Origin of the sequence: Weissella confusa (assembly GCA_041871065.1) — a bacterium.
In the GTDB taxonomy this organism is placed as follows: domain Bacteria; phylum Bacillota; class Bacilli; order Lactobacillales; family Lactobacillaceae; genus Weissella; species Weissella confusa_A.
Window position 1 is genome coordinate 574,768 of the sequence record CP168942.1, and the last position, 24,973, is coordinate 599,740.

At 45.3% G+C, this 24,973-nt stretch carries 24 protein-coding genes and 1 riboswitch; of the genes, 21 read left to right on the forward strand and 3 right to left on the reverse strand.

The window, feature by feature from the left end; genetic code table 11:
• The first annotated feature begins 28 nt into the window (after positions 1–28).
• From ACAW68_02505 to ACAW68_02540, 8 genes are all read left to right on the forward strand, one after another.
• Positions 29–1,450, forward strand: coding sequence for an MFS transporter (locus ACAW68_02505; protein ID XGA16457.1), 1,422 nt, complete (start codon positions 29–31; stop codon positions 1,448–1,450).
• 144 nt (positions 1,451–1,594) lie between these two features.
• Entirely contained in the window at positions 1,595–1,831 is a 237-nt protein-coding gene (gene secG / locus ACAW68_02510; GenBank protein ID XGA16458.1) for a preprotein translocase subunit SecG, read from the forward strand.
• Between the two features lie 73 nt (positions 1,832–1,904).
• On the forward strand, positions 1,905–4,262 hold the full coding sequence (rnr, locus tag ACAW68_02515; protein ID XGA16459.1) for a ribonuclease R: 2,358 nt from the start codon (positions 1,905–1,907) through the stop codon (positions 4,260–4,262).
• Positions 4,263–4,362: 100 nt separating this feature from the next.
• On the forward strand, positions 4,363–4,830 hold the full coding sequence (smpB, locus tag ACAW68_02520) for an SsrA-binding protein SmpB (protein XGA16460.1): 468 nt from the start codon (positions 4,363–4,365) through the stop codon (positions 4,828–4,830).
• Between the two features lie 94 nt (positions 4,831–4,924).
• Positions 4,925–5,716, forward strand: coding sequence for an alpha/beta hydrolase (locus tag ACAW68_02525; GenBank protein XGA16461.1), 792 nt, complete (start codon positions 4,925–4,927; stop codon positions 5,714–5,716).
• 2 nt (positions 5,717–5,718) lie between these two features.
• A complete protein-coding gene (locus tag ACAW68_02530) occupies positions 5,719–7,134 on the forward strand; it encodes an MFS transporter (GenBank protein ID XGA16462.1) in 1,416 nt (471 codons plus the stop codon).
• A gap of 90 nt (positions 7,135–7,224) precedes the next feature.
• Complete coding sequence (locus tag ACAW68_02535; protein XGA16463.1) at positions 7,225–8,670, forward strand: ABC transporter substrate-binding protein/permease; 1,446 nt, start codon at positions 7,225–7,227, stop codon at positions 8,668–8,670.
• Positions 8,670–9,407: an amino acid ABC transporter ATP-binding protein gene (locus ACAW68_02540; GenBank protein ID XGA16464.1), complete on the forward strand. Its 738-nt coding sequence runs from the start codon at positions 8,670–8,672 to the stop codon at positions 9,405–9,407. Before ACAW68_02535 ends, ACAW68_02540 begins: the two co-directional genes overlap by 1 nt.
• Before the next feature lie 63 nt (positions 9,408–9,470).
• Here the strand turns inward: ACAW68_02540 and ACAW68_02545 are convergent, their stop codons facing one another.
• The 3 genes from ACAW68_02545 to ACAW68_02555 all read right to left on the reverse strand — a co-directional run bounded on the left by ACAW68_02545 (position 9,471) and on the right by ACAW68_02555 (position 10,858).
• Complete coding sequence (locus tag ACAW68_02545; GenBank protein ID XGA16465.1) at positions 9,471–9,719, reverse strand: multidrug efflux SMR transporter; 249 nt, start codon at positions 9,717–9,719, stop codon at positions 9,471–9,473.
• A gap of 74 nt (positions 9,720–9,793) precedes the next feature.
• Positions 9,794–10,117: a multidrug efflux SMR transporter gene (locus tag ACAW68_02550; GenBank protein ID XGA16466.1), complete on the reverse strand. Its 324-nt coding sequence runs from the start codon at positions 10,115–10,117 to the stop codon at positions 9,794–9,796.
• 61 nt (positions 10,118–10,178) lie between these two features.
• Positions 10,179–10,270, reverse strand: a riboswitch (guanidine-I (ykkC/yxkD leader).
• Positions 10,268–10,858 carry a hypothetical protein gene (locus ACAW68_02555; GenBank protein ID XGA16467.1) on the reverse strand — a complete coding sequence of 197 codons (591 nt, stop codon included), beginning with the start codon at positions 10,856–10,858 and terminating at the stop codon, positions 10,268–10,270. It overlaps the preceding riboswitch by 3 nt.
• Before the next feature lie 58 nt (positions 10,859–10,916).
• Between ACAW68_02555 and ACAW68_02560 the strand changes: the two genes are divergently transcribed.
• From ACAW68_02560 to ACAW68_02620, 13 genes are all read left to right on the forward strand, one after another.
• Positions 10,917–11,582, forward strand: a complete 666-nt coding sequence (locus ACAW68_02560) for a uracil-DNA glycosylase (GenBank protein ID XGA16468.1) — start codon at positions 10,917–10,919, stop codon at positions 11,580–11,582.
• Between the two features lie 110 nt (positions 11,583–11,692).
• Complete coding sequence (gene pta, locus ACAW68_02565; protein ID XGA16469.1) at positions 11,693–12,670, forward strand: phosphate acetyltransferase; 978 nt, start codon at positions 11,693–11,695, stop codon at positions 12,668–12,670.
• Positions 12,671–12,825: 155 nt separating this feature from the next.
• Positions 12,826–13,299 carry a tRNA (adenosine(37)-N6)-threonylcarbamoyltransferase complex ATPase subunit type 1 TsaE gene (tsaE, locus tag ACAW68_02570; GenBank protein XGA16470.1) on the forward strand — a complete coding sequence of 158 codons (474 nt, stop codon included), beginning with the start codon at positions 12,826–12,828 and terminating at the stop codon, positions 13,297–13,299.
• Positions 13,299–13,811, forward strand: coding sequence for a GNAT family N-acetyltransferase (locus tag ACAW68_02575; protein XGA16471.1), 513 nt, complete (start codon positions 13,299–13,301; stop codon positions 13,809–13,811). Before tsaE ends, ACAW68_02575 begins: the two co-directional genes overlap by 1 nt.
• 19 nt (positions 13,812–13,830) lie before the next feature.
• Positions 13,831–14,364, forward strand: coding sequence for a 3'-5' exonuclease (locus ACAW68_02580; protein XGA16472.1), 534 nt, complete (start codon positions 13,831–13,833; stop codon positions 14,362–14,364).
• A 13-nt stretch (positions 14,365–14,377) separates the two neighbouring features.
• Complete coding sequence (murB, locus tag ACAW68_02585) at positions 14,378–15,271, forward strand: UDP-N-acetylmuramate dehydrogenase (protein XGA16473.1); 894 nt, start codon at positions 14,378–14,380, stop codon at positions 15,269–15,271.
• A 26-nt stretch (positions 15,272–15,297) separates the two neighbouring features.
• Positions 15,298–17,355, forward strand: a complete 2,058-nt coding sequence (locus ACAW68_02590; protein XGA16474.1) for a Na+/H+ antiporter — start codon at positions 15,298–15,300, stop codon at positions 17,353–17,355.
• 9 nt (positions 17,356–17,364) lie between these two features.
• On the forward strand, positions 17,365–18,198 hold the full coding sequence (gene cdaA / locus ACAW68_02595) for a diadenylate cyclase CdaA (protein ID XGA16475.1): 834 nt from the start codon (positions 17,365–17,367) through the stop codon (positions 18,196–18,198).
• Position 18,199: 1 nt separating this feature from the next.
• Positions 18,200–19,180 carry a YbbR-like domain-containing protein gene (locus ACAW68_02600; protein XGA16476.1) on the forward strand — a complete coding sequence of 327 codons (981 nt, stop codon included), beginning with the start codon at positions 18,200–18,202 and terminating at the stop codon, positions 19,178–19,180.
• A gap of 3 nt (positions 19,181–19,183) precedes the next feature.
• Positions 19,184–20,542 (forward strand): phosphoglucosamine mutase, encoded by a 1,359-nt coding sequence (gene glmM / locus ACAW68_02605; GenBank protein ID XGA16477.1) that lies wholly within the window; start codon positions 19,184–19,186, stop codon positions 20,540–20,542.
• A 2-nt stretch (positions 20,543–20,544) separates the two neighbouring features.
• On the forward strand, positions 20,545–20,859 hold the full coding sequence (locus tag ACAW68_02610) for a hypothetical protein (protein ID XGA16478.1): 315 nt from the start codon (positions 20,545–20,547) through the stop codon (positions 20,857–20,859).
• An 89-nt stretch (positions 20,860–20,948) separates the two neighbouring features.
• Positions 20,949–22,772: a hypothetical protein gene (locus ACAW68_02615; protein ID XGA16479.1), complete on the forward strand. Its 1,824-nt coding sequence runs from the start codon at positions 20,949–20,951 to the stop codon at positions 22,770–22,772.
• Between the two features lie 290 nt (positions 22,773–23,062).
• Complete coding sequence (locus ACAW68_02620; GenBank protein XGA16480.1) at positions 23,063–24,925, forward strand: helix-turn-helix domain-containing protein; 1,863 nt, start codon at positions 23,063–23,065, stop codon at positions 24,923–24,925.
• The last annotated feature ends 48 nt before the right edge of the window (positions 24,926–24,973 follow it).

Consider the following 24,973-nt stretch of genomic DNA (forward strand, 5'->3'; position numbering starts at 1 on the left):
TGATAAAAGATAAGGAAGTAAGGATATCATGCAAGAGAGTCAAAACGGTTTGAAGCTATGGTTATCAATGACAGCAGTTGGGTTGTTCACATTTATGAGCACCTTGGATGCGTCAATTGTTAATATTGCATTGCCTGTTATGTCAAAAGAGATGAATATCCCAATGAATCAAGACACGTGGACGGTCTCAATTTATTTGATTGTTATTTCTGGATTGTTGGCTTTGTTTGGTAACTTGGGTGATCAACTCGGTAAGATTAAGATTTTTAGAATTGGAACGATTGTTTTCACACTCGGTTCTGTACTGGCGGGAATTGATTTAGGTTTGCCATTTTTGTTGTTTGCCCGTTTTGTACAAGCCGTTGGTGCATCAATGACGATGAGTAATTCATTTGGAATTACGACGACACTTGCACCACAAAACCTACGTGGTCGTGCGATGTCATTCATTGCTGCTTGGGTATCACTTGGTTCAATCCTTGGTCCAGCGCTTGGTGGGTTGTTGCTACAACACTTGTCATGGTCATACATCTTCTGGATTAACGTGCCAATCGGTATCATTGCTATCGTAGCAGGTGCGTTCTTGCTACCAAAGTCATCAAAGAAGGGTGTAACGCCTCAAATTGATTGGTTCGGTGCTGTGTCATTGTTCTTGTTCGTTGCCGTTTTGTTCCTTGGATTAAATGTGGCACAAGTGCAAGGGTTCTTGGCAGCTTGGCCATTGGCTTTGATTGTCATTGCCATCATTCTGTTTATCTTGTTTATTCGTCACGAATTGCATGCTGAGAAGCCATTGCTTGATTTGACGATTTTCTCATCAAAGCTATTTACAATCAGTTTGATTACGGCGTTCCTAGTGTTCGTCACAAACTTCTTTATTAATGTTTTGATGCCATTCTACCTTGAGAATTTGCGTGGCTTGAGTACTGGTACATCAGGCATGTACATGTTGCTATGGCCGGTAGCTATGCTGGTGTTCTCCGCTTTGTCAGGTACGTTGGCTGACAAGATGGATCGTGAGTACGTGACCTTGTTTGGTTTGACGGTATTGGCGATTGTCATGTTTACGTGGTTCTTCGTTGATGGTGAGTCACCAATGTTGTTGATTGGTTTGTTGTTGGCTGGTTCAGGATTTGGAATGGCCTTCTTCCAATCACCAAATAATGCGTTGATTATGTCAAACGCACCCCAAGATAAGTTAGGTGTTGCCGGATCATTGAATGCATTGTCACGTAACTTGGGAATGATTACTGGTACAACATTGGTTACGTCAGTTTTGTACGCAGCAATGAGTGCTAAGTTGGGCAAGTCAATCACAACGTATCCAACGCACAACCCTGAAGTCTTTGTCTTCGGAATGCACGTTGCCTTTGCGGTTGCCGGCGTTTTGTTGGTCATCGCATTCATCATTACGTTCTATCGTGTCTTGATGCGTCGTGCGACGAAGTAATTTTAAAAAAATTCACGAGATGTTCGAAATTCGAATATCTCGTTTTTTGTTGAGAGTGGCCGGTTCCTATGGTATGCTAGTTAGGTATAAAACCCCAGGGCTGGGGTAATTCGTTTAAACGAAAATGAAGAGGAGGGCGCCCACATGTACAACGTATTGTTGACAGCGATGATTGTCGTTGGTGTGTTGATTATTTTGGCAGTGTTGATGCAACCATCGAAGCAACAAGATGCTTTGTCAGCCTTGTCAGGTGGCGGCGGAGATTTGTTCGCAACGCAAAAGGCACGTGGGTTCGAGGCAGTGATGCAACGAATCACGGCTATTCTTGGAGCTATCTGGTTTATTTTGGGATTGGCACTAGTTTACCTTTCTTCACACTAAACACTAACAGCGCTATGACCTCTCGTGACTTGTTACGAGGGGTCTTTGATTATTTAAGAAGAGTGAGATTTAAATGGACGCACAAAATTTGCAGGACCAATTATTTGGGTTCTTGAAGGCAAATCCAACGCAAGCCTATCCAGCACAAACGCTGGCTGATGGTTTGCGCTTGGATGATGCCAACGCCTTTACGAAGGTCGTTCAAGCACTAGCTGCTTTGGAACGTGGTGGTAAGGTAAAGGTTAATGATGAAGGCGCATTCCAATATGACGCCGAAAAGGAAGGGATTATTGGTGTCTTCAAGTCTAATGACAAGGGCTTCGGCTTTGTTCACTATGACGACAAGGAAGAAGACGTCTTTATTAATCCTGATAACACGATGTTTGCCGTTCAAGGTGACGAAGTTCGTGTGAAGTTATTGACGAAGGGTGATGCAAACACTGGTCGTGGACCTGAAGGTAAGGTTGCTGAAATCATTACCCACGCTCGTGAGCACGTGGTTGGTGAGTTCACACTTGGTTCAGAATACAAGGGCTACGTTGGAAGTATTCGTTTGACGGATAAGAAGTTTGCGTCATTCGAATTCTTGGTTAAGGAAGGTGGCGTTTCAGCTACCGACGGCGAAGTGGTTGTGGCCTCAATTGACCAATACCCTTCAGCCGTTGCACCAAAGCGCTTCACGGGTGCGATTACGGAGAAGGTCGGATACAAGGATGATCCTGGTGTCGACATTCTACAAATCGTGTACAACCACGATGTGCCACACGTCTTCCCAGAAGCTGTGTTGGAACAAGCAAACAAGATTCCTGATGAAGTGCAAGACTTCGAGCGTGAGGGTCGTGAAGATATCACAGATCAACCACTTGTAACGATTGACGCCATTGAGTCTAAGGACTTGGACGACGCCGTAGTTGTTTGGAAGTTGCCAAACGGAAACTTCCACTTGGGTGTTCACATTGCCGACGTGTCACACTACGTTGTTGAAGGTACACCATTGGATGAGGAAGCTTACAACCGTGGCACGTCAGTTTACTTGACGGACCGTGTCATTCCAATGTTGCCACGTAACATCTCTAACGGAATTGCGTCATTGAACCCTGGTGTTGACCGTTTGGCCATGTCTGCCGAAATGGAATTCACACCAGCTGGTGATTTGGTAAACCACCGTTTGCACACCTCAGTTATGCGTTCACACGCTCGTATGACGTACAAGGCAGTTAATGCTATCTTGGCTGGTGACGAAGAAACGCGTTCAGAGTACAGCGACCTTGTGCCAATGTTCGAAGAAATGGAACAATTGCACAATGCGTTGGCCGCTAAGCGTACGGAACGTGGTGCAATCGAATTTGATGCACCTGAGGCAAAGATTATCGTTGATGAGACGGGTAAGCCAACGGATATCGAATTGCGTGAGCGTGGTTTGTCAGAACGTATGATTGAGTCATTCATGTTGGCAGCCAACGAAACGGTTGCCATGCACTTTGATCAAGCAAACGTGCCATTCTTGTACCGTATTCACGAGTCACCAGATGCTGACCGTGTTCAAAACTTCGTGGACTTTGTGAAGGCCCTTGGTGCACCGGTTAAGATTGACCCAGAAAACATCAAGTCAACTGACTTGCAAGCTATCCACAACTTCTTCTTGGATCGTCCAGAAGAACAAATGGTTTCAACCATGATGTTGCGTACGATGAAGCAAGCCAAGTACTCAGACCAACCATTGGGACACTTTGGTATTGGTGCTGAATACTACACACACTTCACATCACCAATTCGTCGTTACCCTGATTTGACGGTTCACCGTTTGATTAAGTGGTACGAGAAGAACGGTTTGGGTGAAGAGGCACAAGCTAAGTACCGTGATAAGTTGGCTCAAATTGGTGAGGATACGTCAGTTCGTGAGCGTCGTGCCGTTGATACTGAACGTGATACGGATGCCATGAAGAAGGCCGAGTTCATGGAGGACAAGGTTGGCGACGAATTCGAGGCAGTGGTAAACGGTGTCTTGAAGTTTGGTATGTTCGTTTCATTGGAGAACACGGTTGAAGGTTTGATTCACACGTCAAACTTCACAGATGACCAATATGTCTACGATGAAGCGCACATGGCTTTGATTGGCCGTCGTTTCCACCACATCTACCAAATCGGACAACCGGTTAAGGTACGTTTGATTCGTGTTGATAAGGAACAATCAGCTTTGGACTTCGTTTTGGTTGATCCAGATGCTGCTCCAATCACTGACATCAAGGTGCCAGAGGACCGTCGCGGTGCCTTTGGTGGTCGCAACCGCGGTGAGCGTCGTAGCAACGACAAGAACAACCGCTCAAGCAAGGGTGGTAAGACTCACAACGGTGGAAAGCCATTCGGTGCAAAGTCAGACCGCAAGCCTGAATCAAAGCACCAGAATACCAACCGTAAGGGACGTCACTAAACAAGAGCATAGAGCAACGTTTTTCTCGTGAAACGAGAAAATTGGGTACCCGGAGTTGCGGCAGGCGTTTACAACAGAAAGCTTTAGGAGGTCGTTAAAGATGGCCAAGAAGAAGTCAAATGCAGATGGTGCATTGGCAACAAACAATAAAGCAAAGTACAACTACTTTATCGGCGAAACGTATGAAGCCGGTATTGAACTGACAGGAACAGAAATCAAGTCAGTTCGTGCCAGCAAGATTACAATTGCGGATGGGTTCATTCAAATTCGTGACGGCCAAGCTTGGTTGGACAACGTTCACATTAGTCCATTTGAGCAAGGTAACCGTTTCAATCACGAACCCTTGCGTAGTCGTCGATTGTTGTTGCACAAAAAAGAAATCAAAGCGCTAGGTGAAGCAACGGCACAACAAGGCAAAACAATTGTGCCATTGCGCGTTTACTTGAAGCATGGTTTCGCCAAGGTATTGATTGGCGTTGCGACTGGTAAGCACAACTACGATAAGCGTGAAACAATTAAAAAGCGTGATCAAGACCGCGATTTGCGTCGCAGCCTAAAGGTCCGATAATGAAAACGAGCCGATATGACAAATATCGGCTCGTTTTTGCATGTAATCGGTATTCAAAGGGATATAATGACTGTATATCTGGGGGTAAATGATTATGAAAATTCAGAAGGACTTGCGTTATGGTACAGATGCTATGCAACAGCTCGATATTTATGCGCCTGATAATGCGATTGCGGATATCGTACTCGTGCACGGCGGTGGCTGGTGGCAAGGTGATAAGCGCAAAGAAGATGAATTAGCTGGAAAATTGGTTGCAGCTAATTTTCGCGTCGCAGCCATTAACTACCGATTGGCGGATGGTGAGAAGGCCGAGAATATTTTTCCAACGCAACGTGAAGATGCAGTGATGGCGGTTAATTGGTTGGTTGAGAATGCTGGATTCCGACTCGATAAATTGGTCATGTGGGGCGCTTCTTCAGGCGGAAATATTGCACTTGAAGCAGCACAAATCTTAGACGTACCGACTGTGTCTTGGTCTGGTCTCAATGATTTGGCCGGCTTTATGGCAAACCATCCTAACATTGTTGGCAAGAAGCTGATTATCGGTGCGGACGTGAAGTCAAAAGACATTGATCAAGATGGCGACAATCAAGCTTATTACAAGTGGTTGGTCGATAATTTAACCGCGAATGGTCAAGTAGCATATGCCGATGCGACAATTTATGACCGGCTAACGACGGCAACAAAGCCGGTCTTTATTGCGAATTCGATGAATGAGCTCGTACCAGTTGGAGAAGTGGCGACGTTGATGAATCGCCTGATTAATTTAGGAGTTGGCGTCGAAACAATGGTGCTACCTGGTAGTCGTCATGGTGAAGGCTATATGGATGATGCCTTGCCAGCTTCAATCGCCTTTGTCACTCGCGTTCTAGAATTAGGTGATTAGTGATGGCAGATGGACAAAAGACACAGTCAATTACGGTTTCTCTAGGGGCGTTTTCCTTCGTAACGGCTTTATCTGGTGCCAGTGTCACACTAGCGTTGCCCAGAATGGCGCAAGCGTTTGATGTCAGCGCGACATTGAGTACACAAGTTGTGCAAGTGGGGCTGATTACGACGGTCATCTTCCTGGTTATGTTTGGTCATGCAGGGGATGTGTTTTCTAAAAATGCCGTTTATCGTGCTGGGGGATGGGTGTTTATTATCGGTTCGCTACTAACCGGATTAGCACCTAGTTTTATGGGCGTGTTAGTCGGTCGTTTTATTCAAGCGATTGGTTCGGCAATGGTTATGGCGAATGCAATGGGGATTATTAATGAGCACTTTTCGGACAAAGAACGCTCAAAAGCCCTCGCGTATAATTCGATGTTTATTTCAGTTGGTTCAATTTCTGGGCCAGCAGTTGGTGGGTTAATTACGTCAACCTTGTCATGGCGCTGGATCTTTTTGCTGAACGTTCCCGTAGCCATCTTGATTATGTTGTGGGCAAAGAATGCTTTTCCACGCCCCAAAGTATCACTTGCTGCGATTCGTGAACAAGCGTCGCGCGTGAACTGGGTTGGCCAAGTGATTTTTTCAATCGGTATTGTACTCATGTTTAGCAGTAGCTGGATTAAAATTCCAGGCTTGGATCAATTTACAAATCTAATGGTCTTCCTCATTGGTGGTGGTATCATCACAGCGTTGTCGTTCCTACAGGATGACTTTGCACCATCGCCCTGGATTGATCCGCAGGTGCTACGAAACGTGACGTTCTTAACGTCGACTAGTGTGCTGTTCTTAGCGATGTTTGTTAATTCGTTTTCAAACATTTTACTGCCGTTCTACCTACAAGATTATTTGCCATTTTCACCTGGCCAAAGTGGTCTTATTGTCGCTGTCCAATCAGTGGTAATGCTCATGCTGTCGCCGTTTGTTGGTCGCTTGGCTGCAAATCCTGCAAGGCGCCCACATTTGGTCACGATTGGCTTGATTATGTTGCTAGTATCGCAAATTGGTTATGCGTTTTACGGTGGCCAAGTTGGGTTAGGGTACATCCTGTGGCCCATTATTGTGAATGGGATTGGGATGGCATTTACATTGACGCCGAATAATTCAATCACAATGGGATTAGTTTCGCCAAAACTGGCCGGTGTTGCTGGGTCGATGAATTCTTTGTTCCGCACAATTGGGATGGCTGTTGGAATTAGTTTTGCAACTAATTTCTTATATGCGCAACTTCCTGGTGTAGAGCACATTACCCGCGGATTAGGAGCGACCTATTTGCATGCGAGTCGCGTCGTCTTTTATGTGGCAGTGTTTGCATCACTCGTCGCACTTATCGTAAATGTGTGGCGAACAGCGACCAGTAAATCGGAAATGTGAGGAAACATGACATCACACAACATCTTTTTGGGGAATGATAGTAAGATACTAGCATATAGAAGAACTAGGGTGATTTAGGAGGAATACGTCATGCATAAATGGCTGACAGGTTTGGTAGTACTAGCTGCGACAATCATGGGGTTAGTAGCTGGGGCACCAAACGCACAGGCTGCATCACACTACACCATTACAACTGATACGACATTCCCGCCATTTGAGTTCCAAACTCAAGGTGGTGACTACCGTGGTATCGATATGGATATGCTGAAGGAAATTGCGAAGCGCGAGGACTTCACTTACACGTTGAAGCCAATGAGTTTCAACGCTGGTGTGCAGGCGGTGCAAGCTGGTCAAGTCGATGGTATCTTGGCCGGTATGTCAATTACTGATGAACGTAAGCAAACGTTTGATTTCGGAACGCCATACTACAAGAGTGGTATTGTCATGGCTGTTGCTAACAAGTCTAAGGTTGATTCATTGGATGACTTGAAGGGGAAGACGGTTGCGGCTAAGACGGGTAGTTCCGGTGCGATGTATGCGCAACGCATGGCTAAGAAGTACGACTTTAAGATTACGTACTTCAATGACTCAAACACGATGTACAATGACGTTATCATTGGTAACACAGTAGCGGCGTTTGAAGATCAACCGGTTATGGCCTATGCCATTCAACAAGGTACGAAGATGAAAATCGTGACGGATCCGGCTGATGGAAACTGGTACGGTTTTGGTGTTAAGAAGGGTGATAATGCTGAGCTGTTGAAGAAGTTCAACGCAGGTTATGCCAAGATTGTTAAGGACGGAACCTACGATAAGATTGTTAACCGTTACCTTGGTGAAGGTGGTTACAACTACAAGGAAAACGCGGCTGCTAAGTCAGCTGCCGACCAGTCAATTTGGTCATTGATTCAAGAAAACAAGGCCGCCTTGTTGGATGGTTTGATTAAGACGTTGCAACTAACGGTTGTTGGTATCGTTTTGGCCGCCATTTGGGGTGTTTTGTTGGGTGTGATGGGTGTTGCGCCAAGTAAGTTGGTTCGTGGTATCTCATCAACGATTATTTACATCTTCCGTGGTCTACCAATGCTAGTTTTGGCGTTCTTTATTTACATCGGAATTCCTAACTTAACGGGTCAAAAGATTCCAGCATTTACGGCTGGTGTGATCACGTTGATTTTGAATGAAGGTGCCTACATTGGTGCGTTCGTGCGTGGTGGATTTAAGTCAGTTGACCCTGGTCAATTGGAAGCTGCTCGTTCATTGGGAATGCCATACGGTAAGGCGATGCGTAAGGTTGTGATGCCACAAGGAATTCGCTTGACGATTCCAAGTTTCATTAACCAATTCATCATTACGTTGAAGGATACGTCAATCTTGTCAGCAATCGGTATTATCGAATTGACGCAAACTGGAACATTGATCATTGCGCGTAACTTGCAAGGATTCAAGGTTTGGTTGATGATTGCCGTTTTGTACTTGATTGTCATCACGTTGTTGACGTGGTTATCTAACTGGGTAGAAAAGAGGATTAACTAATGGCAGCGATTGTTGAAGTTAAAGATGTCCACAAGAGTTACGGTAAAAACGAAGTCCTAAAGGGCATTAGTTTGGACGTTGAAGAAGGCGAAGTTGTCGTTATGATTGGGCCTTCTGGTTCAGGTAAGTCAACTTTCTTGCGTTCACTAAACAAGCTAGAAGAAATTAATTCTGGTCAAATCAAGATTAATGGTTGGGACTTGGTTGATCCAAAGAACAACATTGATAAGACCCGCGAAACGATTGGGATGGTGTTCCAACACTTTAACCTATTCCCACACTTGACGGTTTTGCAAAACATGATGTTGGCACCGGTCGAAGTGGCTGGTCAAACGAAGGCTGAAGCAGAAGAAACAGCGCGTGCGTTGTTGGCCCGCGTTGGCTTGGCAGATAAGGCAGATGTTAAGCCAAACACTTTGTCAGGTGGACAAAAGCAACGTGTCGCCATTGCGCGTGCGTTGGCCATGAATCCTAAGATTATGTTGTTTGACGAACCAACGTCAGCCCTTGACCCAGAAATGGTTGGGGATGTCTTGGGTGTTATGAAGGAACTTGCTGAAGAGGGGATGACGATGATTGTCGTAACCCACGAAATGGGCTTTGCCAAGCAAGTTGCGGATCGTGTTGTATTCTTTGCGGATGGTTACATTCGTGAAGAAGGCACACCAGAAGAAGTATTCAACAACCCACAAGATGACCGCACGAAGGAATTCTTGGACAAGGTCTTGAATGTTTAAGCGCAAATGAAAACCGCGTATCCACTGATTTGGTGGGTACGCGGTTTTTAGTTTTAAATGGGGTTACTCTGTCAACTTCAAGCCAACAGCAGCTGCTAGAATCAAAGCGATGAACAAGATACGCTTCCAGTCGCGGGATTCGCCGTAGAAGAGCATACCGACTAGGGTACCACCAACTGTTCCGATTCCCGTCCAAACAGCATAGGCGGTTCCCAATGGAATGTCGCGGATACCGAGCGATAGGAATGACAGACTAAAGCCGAAGCTAAGTAACAATCCGACAATAGCCCCCAGTGACGGCGACGGTGCCATTCGTTCATCATCACAACACCACAACACCACTCGTTTCACCAAGTCCAGCGATAATAATAAATAACCAAGACATATTAGGCATCCTCCATAAGCTTCAAACCGATTACGCCGAATAACAAAACGGCAATCAATGATAGTTGAATGGCGTTCATGGCCTCACCGTAGAACATCCAGTTTGCAACAATTGTGGCAGCTGTCCCTAGGCCAACGAAGATGGCATAAACAGTGCCGACTGGTAACTCGTCACTGGCTTTCAAAATCATAAAGAATGACAGAATCAGTGAAGCGGCTGTGAGCAGGTACATTGGCCAAGTCTCAGAGTGCTTCATACCAAGCACCCACATGGGCTCTAAGACAACCGCTGCGGCGACTTTTAGCCAGGGGTTTGATAGTTTCATATAAATCTCCTTGACGCATTAAAACAAGAAAAGCCTGGGAGTTAGCGGCACATTTGTCGTTAACTCCCAGGCTTTTGTCCTTCCGTGTACGTGCAAAGCACGCGTTTGCTCTTGGACCAGACCACTACGTGCGGAACCCTAGCAAACTTTTTAATGCGATTTAATTGATGATTCCAGTCTATCAGACTGGGTTTGACCTGGCAACTCGGTATGCAATTCGTAAGACGACCCGAGCATGCGCTGGGGTGTTGCGAAGAATGACAGCCAAGGAGCTGTGCGACCGCTGGCGATAAATTGCCAACGATCCAAGAAGGCAGCAATCAAAACGAGTTGCGCTTCATTTGGCTCATCATAAATGTTGATGGCCAAACGACCATCGTTATTTGGCTGCGTGATTGCCAGTTGGTGGTGTAGGTGGGTGATTTGAAATTTTTGTTTGTCCAGATTACCCAGAATTAACCAATTCAAACCACTCACAAATGATATTTCGTGTAGTTGCAATGATAGGCCGATTGAACCTACTTGCTGCCCGTTAACTGTCATTGTGAAACGGGGCAGAAAACCTAATGAAGCCTGTTCGAGTTCGGCTAAGACCGTTGCGCTTTGATTAAGTATTCGAAGGGTATTACCCTTTTGACCCATTTCTCCGGTAATATAATAAGCGATGGCTCCGGTAGCGTCTGTTACAAGACTCATGCCGGTTGCCGAGTGGGTAACTTGTGTTAATCGTAATTGACGCATCCCAAAGTCCTCCTTATGACTATTATATAGAATTCACAGAAGAAAAGCGGTGATTAACATGGAGAAATTATCAAAAACAGATTGGTGGGGACCGTTGCAAACTGCTATGGGCCCCGAATATTGGGAACGTGTGGCAACCTTTTTGAAGGATGTTTATGCACATGGTGAGGTCTATCCGGCCTTGCCAAATGTTTTTGCAGCACTTGTTGCGACACCTCTAACTGATGTCAAAGTTGTGATCCTTGGTCAAGATCCGTATCCAAATCCAGGTCAGGCGCAGGGGTTAAGTTTTTCGGTACCGGCTGAAATGGCCTTGCCTAAATCCTTAATCAATATTTATCGAGAACTGGCGGATGATTTGCAAGGTGCAGTGCCAGCTGATGGTGATTTGCATCGTTGGGCAGAACAGGGTGTCTTATTGTTGAATACTGTGCTCACTGTGCCAGCCCATCAAGCAGGTGGGCATGCTGGCCAAATTTGGGAACCACTAACTGATGCCATTATTTCATTAGTTGCCCAGCAAGCGCAGCCAACTGTCTTTATTCTTTGGGGCAAGCAGGCTCAGGCCAAGCGCAAGCTAATTGTCGGTGAACACAATTTGATTTTAGAAGCGCCGCATCCAAGTCCCTTGTCAGCTTATCGTGGATTTTTCGGGTCAAAGCCATTTAGTCAAACGAATGATTTTCTGCGTGAAAACGGCGTTAAACCAATTAATTGGGCTTGATGTGAAAAAAATCACAATATTTCCCCCTTTTCACTAGTAAATGGGCTGATTATTTGTAATAATAGGTTTTGTAATATAAATAACGATTTTAAAAGTGGAGGTTTTCCATCATGGAACTCTTTGAACAATTGTCATCACAAATTAAGGGTCAAGGTAAGACTTTGGTATTCCCTGAAGGGGAAGACATACGTATCCAAGGCGCAGCTATTCGTTTGGCTGCCGAAGAATTGGTAAAGCCAATTTTGTTGGGTAACAAGGCTGAAATCGAAGCAACTGCAGCAGCAAACAACTTCGACTTGTCAGGTGTTCAAATCGTGGACCCAGCTGAGTATCCAGCTGAAGCCCGTGAGAAGATGGTTGATGCATTGGTTGAGCGTCGTAACGGTAAGACAGACGCGGCTACTGCTTCAAAGTGGTTGGAAGACGTAAACTACTTCGGAACGATGTTGGTATACCTTGGTGTTGCTGACGGTATGGTTTCAGGTGCAACTCACCCAACTGGTGACACTGTACGTCCTGCTTTGCAAATCATCAAGACGGCACCAGGTTCATCACGTATCTCAGGTGCATTCGTGATGCAACGCGATGATGAGCGTTACATCTTTGCCGATGCTGCTATCAACATCGACATCGATGCACAAACGATGGCTGAAATTGCTATCCAATCAGCTAACACGGCTAAGGTATTTGGAATCGATCCTAAGGTTGCAATGTTGAGCTTCTCAACGAAGGGTTCAGCTAAGGCACCACAAGTTGATAAGGTTGCTGAAGCAACGTTGTTGGCTAAGACGGCTGCTCCTGAGTTGGCTATTGATGGTGAATTGCAATTCGACGCTGCCTTTGTAGAGTCAGTTGCTGCTGCTAAGGCGCCAGAATCAGAGGTTGCTGGTCACGCTAACGTCTTCGTATTCCCTGACTTGCAATCAGGTAACATCGGTTACAAGATTGCACAACGTTTGGGTGGTTTCGAAGCTATCGGACCTGTTTTGCAAGGTTTGGCAAAGCCAATCTCAGACTTGTCACGTGGTGCTAACGAAGAAGATGTCTACAAGGTAGCCATCATCACGGCAGCCCAAGCAATGGCCTAATTAAAGATTGAAAATGAACTCATGGATCGATTGGTCCGTGAGTTTTTTTGTTCCCAAATTGGTGAGAGAAACGCCTAAAAACGTAGTCCCGCTAATGGGAAACGGCTTCCTTTTTCGTCTGTAATCTGTCTGTCAAAAATGGTATACTTATAGCTATGAGATTAGCAGTGAATACAGTAGAAGAAACACAAGCATTGGCTGCTAAACTAGCGGCCAATGTCCAACCAGGGGACACGATCTTATTGAACGGTGACCTTGGTGCCGGAAAAACAACCTTTACCCAAGGATTTGCCAGGGCGCTTGGTATTAAGCGTCCTTTGAAGAGTCCGACATTTACATTGGTACGTGAATATCAAACAGAAAATTTCCCACTATACCACTTGGACGTTTATCGTTTGGGTGAAGAAGGTGGGGCTGAAGAATTAGGCCTAGCTGAATATTTTGGCGGTGAGGGTGTTGCTTTGATTGAATGGTCAGAGTTTATCCAATCTGAATTGCCAACTGATGTGTTAACGATTGACTTGGATCGTGTCGCATCAGACACGACAGGTAACCAACGCACAATTACGGTTAGTGCAAAAGGCCCTCGTAGCCAGGCACTATTAGCAGCTGTCGAAGGAGAAGCGTAATGGATGTCATGATTAGACCAGCTGAAGGTCAAGATGCTAAGCCAATGTTGGCGTTGTTGCATCAGTTGCAATCAGAATCAACGACCTTCATGGTGGCTCAGGATTTGGGCAAAGTTGATGATGTAACCGAGGCCGATAATATCAGCTACTTACAATCAACGACCAACAACATTATTTTGTTGGCAGCTAGTGACGAAGGTGACTTGTTTGGCATTATTTCAGCGGCTGCGTTACCAAATCAACCACGCGAAGTGGAAGTAGGTGTGGCAGTACTTGAAGCTTATCAAGGCTTTGGCTTGGCCCAAGCCTTGATTGCGGAAATGTTGGATTGGGCAACTGATTATAGCTCAGTCGATATCATCCGTTTGACGGTGCAAGCACATAACGCGCCGGCTATTCATATTTATGAGAAGTTTGGCTTTGAGCGTGTAGCTGGTTCTGATGCAATCGTCCTTGACGGTGCAGGCAAGCCGGTAGCAGCCTTTGATATGATGCTCGACATTAGAAACTAACAATTGAGGAATAGATAACATGAATTTTGTCGCAATGGACTTTGAAACAGCGAGTGCACAGCGTCATAGTGCCGTTTCAATGGCACTTGTGGTGGTGCGCGACAATGTACTCGTTGATGAATTTTATACGTTAATTAAGCCGGAATCATATTTCGATGCCCGCAATACCAAAATTCACGGTATTACGGAAGCGGATGTTGCTGATGCACCGAAGTTTCCAGCAGTATGGGATCACATCAAGCAATTTTATACACCAAATCAATTAGTGATTGCGCACAATGCGCCATTTGATAATGGGGTATTGCGTGAGACGTTAGGACACTATGGTATTTCAGCGCCACATTATTTGTCGTTGGACACTGTCCGTACCTCACGCAAGTTGTATCCCCAACTACCAAATCACAAGCTGAACACAGTTGCAGCTGCGTTGAACATTGATTTGGAACACCACCACAACGCTTTGGATGATACGGTTGCAGCAGCACGCATCTTGGTGACACAAGCTGAGCAATTCGGGGTTGATCCATTGAAACAATTAGTAAAAGTTATTTAGCGGAGAAAGAGTGATGACAACACAACTAAAGACAGCCTTTCCAGGGCTAGAAATTCAACAAAACGTTGATTTGTCAGCATACACAAACACACGAGTTGGTGGAAATGCCGAATGGGCATTCTGGCCACATGATGACGAAGAGTTACGTGATGTCTTGTTGTACGCCAACGACAATGAAATGCCGGTGACAGTCCTTGGAAATGCGTCTAACTTGATTATTACGGATGCTGGTCTAGTGGGCTTAGTTATTTTCTTGACTAAGATGACTGACATCGCAGTATCTGGTACGCGCATTAAAGCCCATGCTGGAGCTGCCATTATTGATGTGACCCAAGTAGCTCGTGAACATGATTTGTCAGGTATCGAGTGGGCTGCAGGTATCCCCGGTTCCGTTGGTGGTGCCGTTTACATGAACGCAGGCGCTTACGGTGGTCAGGTTGATGAATGGCTTGAATCAGCTGACGTTATGACGCCAACTGGTGAAATTAAGACGTACACAAACGAAGAATTGGCATTTGCCTACCGCCACAGTTTGGTACAAGAAACCGGCGATGTCATCTTGGCCGCAACATTTAAGTTGGAACCAGGAGATAGTGCTGAAATTGAAGCCAAGATGGAAGATTTCAACCAAAAGCGTGCAAGTAAGCAACCTTTGGAGTTCCCATCTTGCGGTTCTGTGTTCAAGCGTCCAGAAGGTTACTTTGCTGGCAAATTGATTATGGATGCTGGCTTGCAAGGCTTCCAAATTGGGGGCGCACAAGTGTCAACAAAGCACGCAGGCTTCATCGTAAATCGTGGGAATGCAACCGGTTCAGATTACATCAACGTGATTAAGCACGTGCAATCAGTCGTCAAGGAAAAGTTTGGCGTTGATTTAGAAACTGAAGTGCGTATTTTGGGATTGTAATTTGTAATTGAATTAGGGGAGGATTTATGGAGTTATTACAAACCATAGTGGCGTTAACGTCATTGGTGGTCATTAGTAATATTTTGTCTCACTTCCTCAAACGTGTGCCGGTCAGCTTGATCCAAATCGCTTTGGGTCTGCTGGCCGCTTTGTTTTTTAATCTACACGTTGAGTTAGAGACAGAATGGTTCTTGTTGCTGTTTATTGCACCGCTTTTGTATTCCGATGCTTGGCGCTTTCCAAAGAAAGAACTTTGGGAGCTTCGCGGAGCCATTTTCGGGAATGCCATTTTATTGGTATTTATTACGACAATCTTAGGCGGATTTATTATTTATGCTTTGGTACCGGAGTTACCATTACCGGTCGCTTTGGCCATCGCGGCTATCTTGTCACCGACTGATCCGGTGGCCGTGGCAGCGATTGCCAAGCAGGCTAAATTACCACCATCAATCATGCACTTGGTTGCTGGTGAAAGTTTGATTAACGATGCCAGTGGTTTGGTGGGATTCAAGTTTGCTGTCGCAGCTGCCTCAGCGGGAACGTTCTCACTATTTGCCGCAACATCTAACTTCCTATACATCTCTTTGATGGGAACGGTTGTTGGATTAGTATTGGGATTTGCATTGAACACCTTGGGCGACTGGTTATCAGCTCACGGTAATACTGATGTTGTCTTCCGCGTGGTGTTACAACTGTTCACACCATTCTTGGTTTACCTTTTGGCGGAAGAATTACACACATCTGGTGTTATCGCAGTCGTGGTGGCTGCTATTGTCCAGAATTTGCACACGCAGAATGACGCAGATTATTCTGGTGAGTTGCACGTGGTTGGTATCAATACCTGGAACGTGTTTGGTTATCTTTTGAATGGCTATATTTTCGTTATCTTGGGAATTGAATTGCCATTGGCGACGAACCTCGGAAATTCAGTTTCACTACCAATGGCGTTGCTATATGCTGTCATTACGTGGCTGGTCATCTTCGGTATGCGTGTGATTTGGACATACATTAACCAATGGGTTCGCTTGAAGAACCACAAGAACGAAACCGCTTCTTGGCGTGTGGCGTTGTTGTCAGGATTATCAGGTGTCCGTGGTGCCGTGACAATGGCCGGTGTGTTGTCTGTGCCATTGATGACAGACTCAGGGTTACCATTCCCACAACGTTCACTGATGCTATTTATTGCAGCGATTGCGATTATCATTTCGTTGTTGGCTGCGGTTATCTTTTTGCCACTGTTGGCTGAAAAGCCCAAGACACAGGTGCCACCTGGTGACACAGAAGCGCATCCGGTCGTTGCCCAACACATGTCTGAAGCACGTGCGCGTGTTTATGTGTTGCAGTCAGCGGTTCGTGAAATTGAGACACGTCGTCGTGAATCAAATCAAGCGATTGCCTACGAAATTATTTTGCGTTACCAAATGCAAATTCGTCAGTTGCAGATGCGCTTTATGAAGGCGGATAAGTTGAGCCCAATTTTGAAGGCTGAAATCAACCTACGTGAAATTGCGTTGGATGCTGAGCGTAGTGCGCTACGAAAGCTATTAGTTGAAGAGCGCATTACACCACTGGTCTTTGCGAGTGAAAACCGTCGCATTGATCGTATGGAAGCTGACTTGGACGACTTGGTGACGCACGATAAGCGCAAGCGCACGTGGCGTCAGTTGAAGCGGTTTGTTATCATGACACGACGTTCAATTCGTGTTTGGTTGAGTGATGATTCATCTGATCGCTTGATTGCTGAGTACAAGGTCGCTCGTCATGAGGCGGCTAAGGAAGCGATTGCTGCGATTTCGGATTATCTTGAGAGTGAAGCTGGTCAAGCTTCAAAGACTGATCAAACGGCAGCTTACAATTTGATTATTACGTACCGTTCACGCCTTGAGCACGACAAGCATGACCATGGTGGTCCGCAACAAGAAGCCTTGGTTCGCATGGACCTAGAAGTTGCCGGTTTGAATGCCCAACGTGAAGCGACGCAACATTTGTACGACGCGCACTTTATCTCAGCGGAGACGGGGTTGAATATTCGTCAGATGATTAATTTTGCTGAAGCTGGTATGTTGACTGATGAAGAAGAATAGGGGGACGTTATGAACATTGATTTTGAATCACTCATAAAAACTATTAGCGTCGTCCGTATTATCGATATTGTCATCGTTTGGTGGCTGTTGTACCGCTTAATGATGTTGATTCGCGGAACGAAAGCCGTCACGTTGCTACGTGGTGTTGGTATCGTTATCGCGGTTAAGCTAATCAGTTGGTATGTTGGTTTGACGACCATTTCCTGGTTGACTGATCAAATCATTAATTGGGGAGTTATTGCATTGGTGGTTGTGTTCCAGCCAGAAATTCGTCGTGGTTTGGAACACTTGGGACGCTCAGCTTTGTTCAAGCAAAAGCAAGCTTACCAACAAGAAACGCGTTTGATTAATGAACTGGATGATGCCATTCAATATATGTCAAAGCGTCATATCGGGGCCTTGATTTCAATTGAAATGGAAACCGGTTTGGAAGAATACATTGAAACGGGTATTAAAATTGATGCTGAAGTTTCAAGTCAATTATTGATTAATACGTTTATCCCGAATACGCCGTTGCACGATGGCGCGGTTATCATTAAGGACGCACGATTGGCAGCAGCTGCGGCTTACTTGCCTTTGTCTGATAATCCAACGATTCCCAAGGAATTGGGAACTCGTCACCGTGCGTCAGTGGGTATTTCGGAAGTAACGGATGCCCTAACGATTGTTGTGTCGGAAGAAACAGGGGATGTCTCAATCACGCGTAATGCGGAATTGATGCAATCACTGTCTCGCGAAGACTATCGCAAGTACTTAACACGTCAGTTGGTGCCAGCTGATGGGGATGTCAAGCAGACATGGTGGTCACGCGTGATGCCATTTGGTAAGCGAGGTGAGAAGTAACATGAAAAAAGGATATGACAAAATTGTCTATGTTGTTGCGACTTTGCTTGTTGCCATCTTAATGTCAGCCTACGCGGACGGCCAATCTAATGGGACAACGCGTACGAAGACTGCGACGAGCGAGTCTACCACGGGGTTGCTCAAAGGGACGGTATCCTCTAAAACGGAAACTGTCGCAGTACCTGTGCAATTGACGGGGATTGATACAGATGACTATTACATTAACGGGGTGCCGGATACGGTTGATGTGACGCTAACCGGTTCATCAGCGTTAGTAACGGCCGCTAAGAACACTAAGAACTTCCAAGTCTATGCTGATTTGAAGAAGTTGACTGATGGTGAGCACACAGTTGCTTTGAAAGTTTCAGGGTTGAATCGCGATTTGACTTATAAGCTAGCGAAGCAGAAACTAACGATTACTATATACAAGCGTACGTCTGCTTATTACACGGTCCACACGGACTACAATAAGGATGCGATTGCTGATGGTTACACAGTTGGTACGGTGACATCTTCAGTGAATAACGTGCAATTGATGGGACGTCAAAGTGCAATTGATTCAGTTGCAAGCGTTGTCGCTGCGGTTAATTTGCAACGTGATACGAAGAAATCTGTTTCACAGGAAGTTAATCTGCAAGCGCTTGATGTGAATGGTCACGTGGTTGACGTGGCGATTTCACCACAAGTGACGACGGTGAAGATTCCAGTTTCTGCTGGAACAGGCACGAAGCAAGTGCCGATTGCAATTAAAACAAAGAACGGCAATGCCGATAATTTCGATCTTACAGGCTCTGTGAATGAAATCACGGTTCGTGGTAAGATTGATGTATTAAACAAATTAAAGGAAATTCCAGTTACTGTTGATTTGTCTGGCGTTGCAAGTGCGTCATCACAGATGATTACTGTTAACACGCCAGAAGGTACAGACAGCGTTGATCCAACGACAGTAACGATTACAATTACGCCGAAGGAGCAAAATTAAGACATGGTTGAATTACATTACTTTGGAACAGATGGGGTTCGCGGTATCGCGAACAAGGAGCTAACGCCTGAGTTGGCTTTTCGACTAGGACGAATGGGTGGTGCGGTATTGACGCGTCACGCTGAAGGACGTCGCCCACGTGTGTTGGTAGGACGTGATACACGTATGTCTGGTCAAATGCTTGAACATGCATTGATTGCTGGTTTGCTTTCTGTTGGAATTGAAATCTTGCGTTTGAACGTTATTTCAACGCCAGGTGTTGCTTACTTGGTTCGTGCACAAAAGGCTGATGCTGGTGCACAAATCACAGCGTCACACAACCCTGCTGAAGATAACGGTATCAAGTTCTTTGGTGCTGATGGTTTCAAGTTGTCAGACGAATTGGAAGCTGAAATTGAAGCGTTGTTGGATGCACCAGAGGATACGTTGCCTCGTCCAGCTGCTGAAGGTTTGGGAACTGTTTCAGACTTCCCAGAAGGCGCTGCCAAGTACCTTGAGTACTTGCAAACAACGATTCCTGATAACTTGGATGGCATGAATATTGCCATTGATGCTGCCAATGGTGCAACATCAGGTCTTGTCGCAAACTTGTTTGCTGATATGGGTGCCGATTTCGTTACGATGGCAACATCACCAGATGGGTTGAACATCAACAAGGGCGTTGGTTCAACACACCCAGAAGCAATTGCTAAGTTCACGGTTGAAAATGGTGCCCAAGTTGGGTTGGCCTTTGACGGTGACGGTGACCGTTTGATTGCCGTTGACGAAAACGGTGACATCGTTGACGGTGACAAGGTGATGTTTATCACGGGTAAGTACTTGTCAGAGCACGGTCGTTTGAAGCAAGACACAATTGTGACGACCGTTATGTCAAACATTGGGATGTACAAGGCGATGGCTGAGCACAACATTTCATCTGTTAAGACGGCGGTTGGTGATCGTTACGTTGTTGAAGAGATGTTGAAGTCAGGTTACAACCTTGGTGGTGAGCAATCTGGTCACGTGGTCTTCTTGGACTGGTCAACGACTGGAGACGGTATGTTGACGGCGTTGCAATTGTTGCACGTCATGAAGTCAACGGGTAAGAAGTTGTCAGAGCTTGCGGCTGAGATGACGGTATTCCCACAAAAGTTGGTTAACGTGAAGGTACAAGACAAGAAGGCTGCGTTGGCAAACGAAGCTATCAAGCAAGTGATTGCTGAAGTCGAAGCTGAGATGGGCGACAATGGTCGTGTTCTAGTTCGTCCTTCAGGTACGCAAGACTTGTTGCGTGTCATGGCCGAAGCACAAACTGAAGAACTTGTTGGTGAGTACGTTGACCGTATCGTTGCGGTTGTACGTAAAGAAGTTGGGGTAGACTAATAATGGCTGCAGAGTATCAAACGCTTGATATCATTGAAGAAATTACGCGTAATGATGGCTCGACCTACAAAGAAATTGGAAATCTATTGCATAATGGTCAAGCTGAGTACGCGGCTGAGCAGGGGATGATTAAGAGTGTCCGCATTCTTAAGATTAATATTCCGCACTCAGGAAACGTTGAAAAGTATGAAAAGTATGTAAATGAGAATTTTGAAATTCCAGAGATGGTAGCCATCAAGGAATACACTGAATGGACGAAAACACCAGAAATGGATGAGGTCATTCAGAAAATCCTCACTGAAAATCAGGTTAGTTAACCATCTAAGCAACAATCCAGTGCGATTGTTGCTTTTTTTGTATAGTTACCATATCCTTAAAGAACTTAAACATTGGGGAGGGGTGTAACTTGGCTACAATTGTTGAAAAATTAAATACGGTTCGAAATGCCAAGCACGTTTCGCTTGAAACTGTTGCCCTAAATGGTATTTCGGCTGATCGCTATCGCCAGTTTGTGCATAGTAATGACAACATTACGCTTGGGGAAATCACAACGATGCTTGATTTGTTGACGATGTCATTTGCCGAGCTGTGGATGGATACGGATGAATGGGATGACACCCATGGTGTACAGCTAGATGGCGCGCAAACGATGTCGGCTGAAAAACTGTCACAAAAGCGTGATAAGACAGAACAAGAGTATCGTAATACTGGTTATAAGGGCTTTCATTTGATTGCTTTGACGTTCGATATTTTGTATAAGCGACGTGTGCAGGAATCATATCGTGAGCCACTAGATGCTATTTTGGCTGAGCTGTCGCGCTATCAGATGTTTACTCATTTTGAAATGCAGGTATTCTCACAACTCGCACCAGTGTTGCGGGCTTCTGAATTCTACCCGCTGTATGAAATTTTTATCCGTAGCGTTCCAGAATTCACGAGTTACATTCCACAACGGGTCGGTGAGCTTGTGCTGCGCGTTCATTATCGTGCCTTGGTGTTGTTGATTCATGACTCAGTGAATTCGGTTGAAACAATGCGTTTTGTTTTGCATGCCATTTCCAAGCAACCGAATAACGCGGGTAACTTGGAATTACGCATGCTGGCTCATTATGCTGAACTCTTAGAAGAATATTTCTTTGGCAATCCGGTTCATGCGGAAAATGAGTTCCGGATATTCATTGAAGCGGCACAACGCCGACAAGTTGCGTTAATGTCATTTGGTGAAATGACATTTGATTTAGCTGGCATTTGGCAAGTGGTCACGTCTAAGCGTCGTCACTTGAAAAATGATGGCAAGAGTTTGTTTACCAAGCCGTATGAAGATCAAACGTTTGTCTCGTTGAATGAAAATATTCGTGATAGTGTGGCGGATATTTGCAAGGTGAAGGGCATTTCTAAAGATGAATTGCTGAGTTTCGGTATTTCCAAGCAACGATTGGATACGATTGTTGACCAACCGAAATTAATGACGTTGACGGAAATGCTTAAGATGATGCATATTCTACGAGTTGAGCCGACTGATATCACGGTATATGCCAAGCTAACCGTTCGGACACCTGGCGTGGACTGGAATGACTCGTTCGCCGCTTGCACGGCCGATGATTTTAAAACGATGATTCAAACGGAAGAAGATGCGTATGAACGTACTGAAAATCCGCGTCACTTGTTGAATAGTTTTACCTATCGTGGCCTAGCAGGGCAACATCTAGTGGATAAATGGTTACTATCCGATAATGCTGCCCAGTTGGCGCGCGACGTACAAGGCTATCTGGATAGTCTACAAGTTTGGCAGGAAGCCGATCACCGTGTTGCGCGTTGGGCAATGCTGGATTGCGAGGATACTGAAGATGTTATTTACCGGGCACTATTTTTAAGTCGTCACGTGGAAAATCGCGACATCTTCCGGACGCCACTTAATGTGGTGCTCCACGACTTGGAGCCGGTCTTGATTCAGGCGCTACTCAAGCGAGGTCAAACACGTTTTGAGAAGATTTTGACCGTTATGAACCGGGCCGCTGCTGGCGACAGTAAAATTATGCAGTGGGCAAATTGGCGCACACGAATGGCAGTGAATAATTTGTACGCGACATTTTTCGATGATCCGGTTGAGGCAATGCGTCAACTAGAACGTTTCTTTACGGATTACCAGATGTTAACAGGCAAGGCATTCATCACATCACGATACCAAGTGTTGCTTAACGACATCAATGACATATATGGTCTAGCCTAAAAAAACGACCCGCACAAAATTGTGCGGGTCGTTTTTGCTACTTCTTCAAGGCTTTCTTAGTCGTCTCAACGTGTGCTTCGTATGTTGCGCGCGTAGTGGCGGGCATTTGTGTCAACATCCAGTTTGGCATCAAATTCTTCATGAAAATCCTCATCTCTTTTCTCTTGATGTTATTAGTATAGCTAGCTGTAAGTCCCATTTAACGGAAAGTATCAAAAATGAGACAAAATCGCCCGCTTTTTTCATAGTTTGTGGGTATCATGAAAGAAATGATGAAAGGAGAAGCCACCATGACGCAGATGATTGCCGAACGGATTAATGAAATTCGTAAAAACAAGAACGTTTCTGTCCAAACAATTGTGGATAACGGGATTTCGAAAAGTAAATATTTTGCTTTTGTTCGCGGCGAACGTGATTTGGCAATCAGTGATCTGCAGATTTTAATGGATGTGCTGACGATTTCATTTGCCGAATTAGTTGTGGATACTGATGTCGTGCAAGCCCCGTTTACATTGAATTTACTCCGCGCCCGTGATTTGACGTTAACTGAATTAGAGGTTTACCAAAAAGCCTTGTGGGAAAAATACCAGCGTACGCAATTGGTGGCTTATTTCCAATATAATCTGGCGTTTCAATATCTGATTGCGCATAAGCAGGGCGTAGACTGCAAACCGTTTGTGACAGCTATCTATGAAGAACTGAAAGATTATCAGTTGTTTACGTTCTTCGAAATTCAACTGTTTTCAATTATCGCGGATAAGTTGACCCCAAAGCGTTTCTATCGAATGTATGAAATCTTCACTAAGAGTATCGGGATATTCGCAGGCTACATGCCAATGCCAATCTACTTAACGATTTTGCGTATTCATTATTATGCGCTCGTACACTTGATGCGCCCAACGCTGAAATCGTTACCGACGATGCTGTTTGTGTTGGATGCCATTATTAACCAGCCAGCGCGACCATCCAACGTTGAGTTGTTTATGCTCCGTCAATTCGCCAAGATGCTGAAGTCGTATTACATTGAAAGCAGTCCGGCAGCTGAGCGCCAATTCGCGGAATGGATTGCAGTGGCTGTTAAGCGAGGTAGTCAGGAGGTACGAATGACATACGACACGATGTCATTTCCTGGACTCTGGCAAGCGCTCACGATGAAGCGACACCACATGAAACACGACGCACCAAGTATGTTTTCAACGACGTATGATGACTTACCCAAGGCGGAAATGCCAGATAGTTTTGGGGTCGCCCTGCGTTATTTGATTAAGGGCAAACATATCAATAGTAGTGAATTAACGCAGTATGGGGTCACACGTTCCAAGTTGTACCGGATTATTCACCAAGAAGTGGCGATTCGTTTGGAAGACTTGTTCGATATGATGAAGTACTTGAGATTGTTGCCAGCGGATTTAACAGTGTTTTTCCAGGTGAATCCAAACTCCAAGGCTAAAAATCGTTTTGCAGCCTTTGATGTTAATCCGTACGACTATCAAACCGTGGCTGAACAGGCACTCGCTGAGTATGGTCGCACGGGTAATCATGCCGATTATGAAACAGCGTTGGAGTTCCAGGTCTATGTGAATCAGCAACTGTCCGATTTTGATCCAACGAGCATTATCCAAATTGACTTGGCCAAAACAATTACGGATTACTTACTACATTTGGACGAATGGCATGAAGCAGAACATCGCCTGGTGACGTATTCGTTTGTTGATTTGGATGATATCGACCTCATCATCAAACGACTCGGGATTGCGGATGAGTATATGCATAATCGCCAGGTATTCCGTGCACCAATTAGTTCGATTTTAAACAACGCTGAGTTTGTATTGTTGAAGTATTTGCTTGAAGACAATCGCGAAGCCTTTGACCGCATTCTAAAAATCGCGGAAGGCGAGGTCCAACGTGACCCACGTATTTTCACGTTTGCAACCTGGCGCTGGCGCCTAGATGTTTACCGGGTTTATCAAATGTTCTTCGACTATCCCGAAGTCGGTTTGGCTGCTTTCGAGGATTTCGTCTGTGACTATCAGCACCTAACGGGGAATCAACTATTTAAAAACGAACGGAATTTCATTGCCGATACGCTTCGTCATCACTTCAATTTGATTAACGGAATTGAACAAATGCAAAACGATTCGCTTGACGAATAAAAAAAGTTGCGATATTTGTGTCAATTCTGGCACTTTTAGGTAGATACC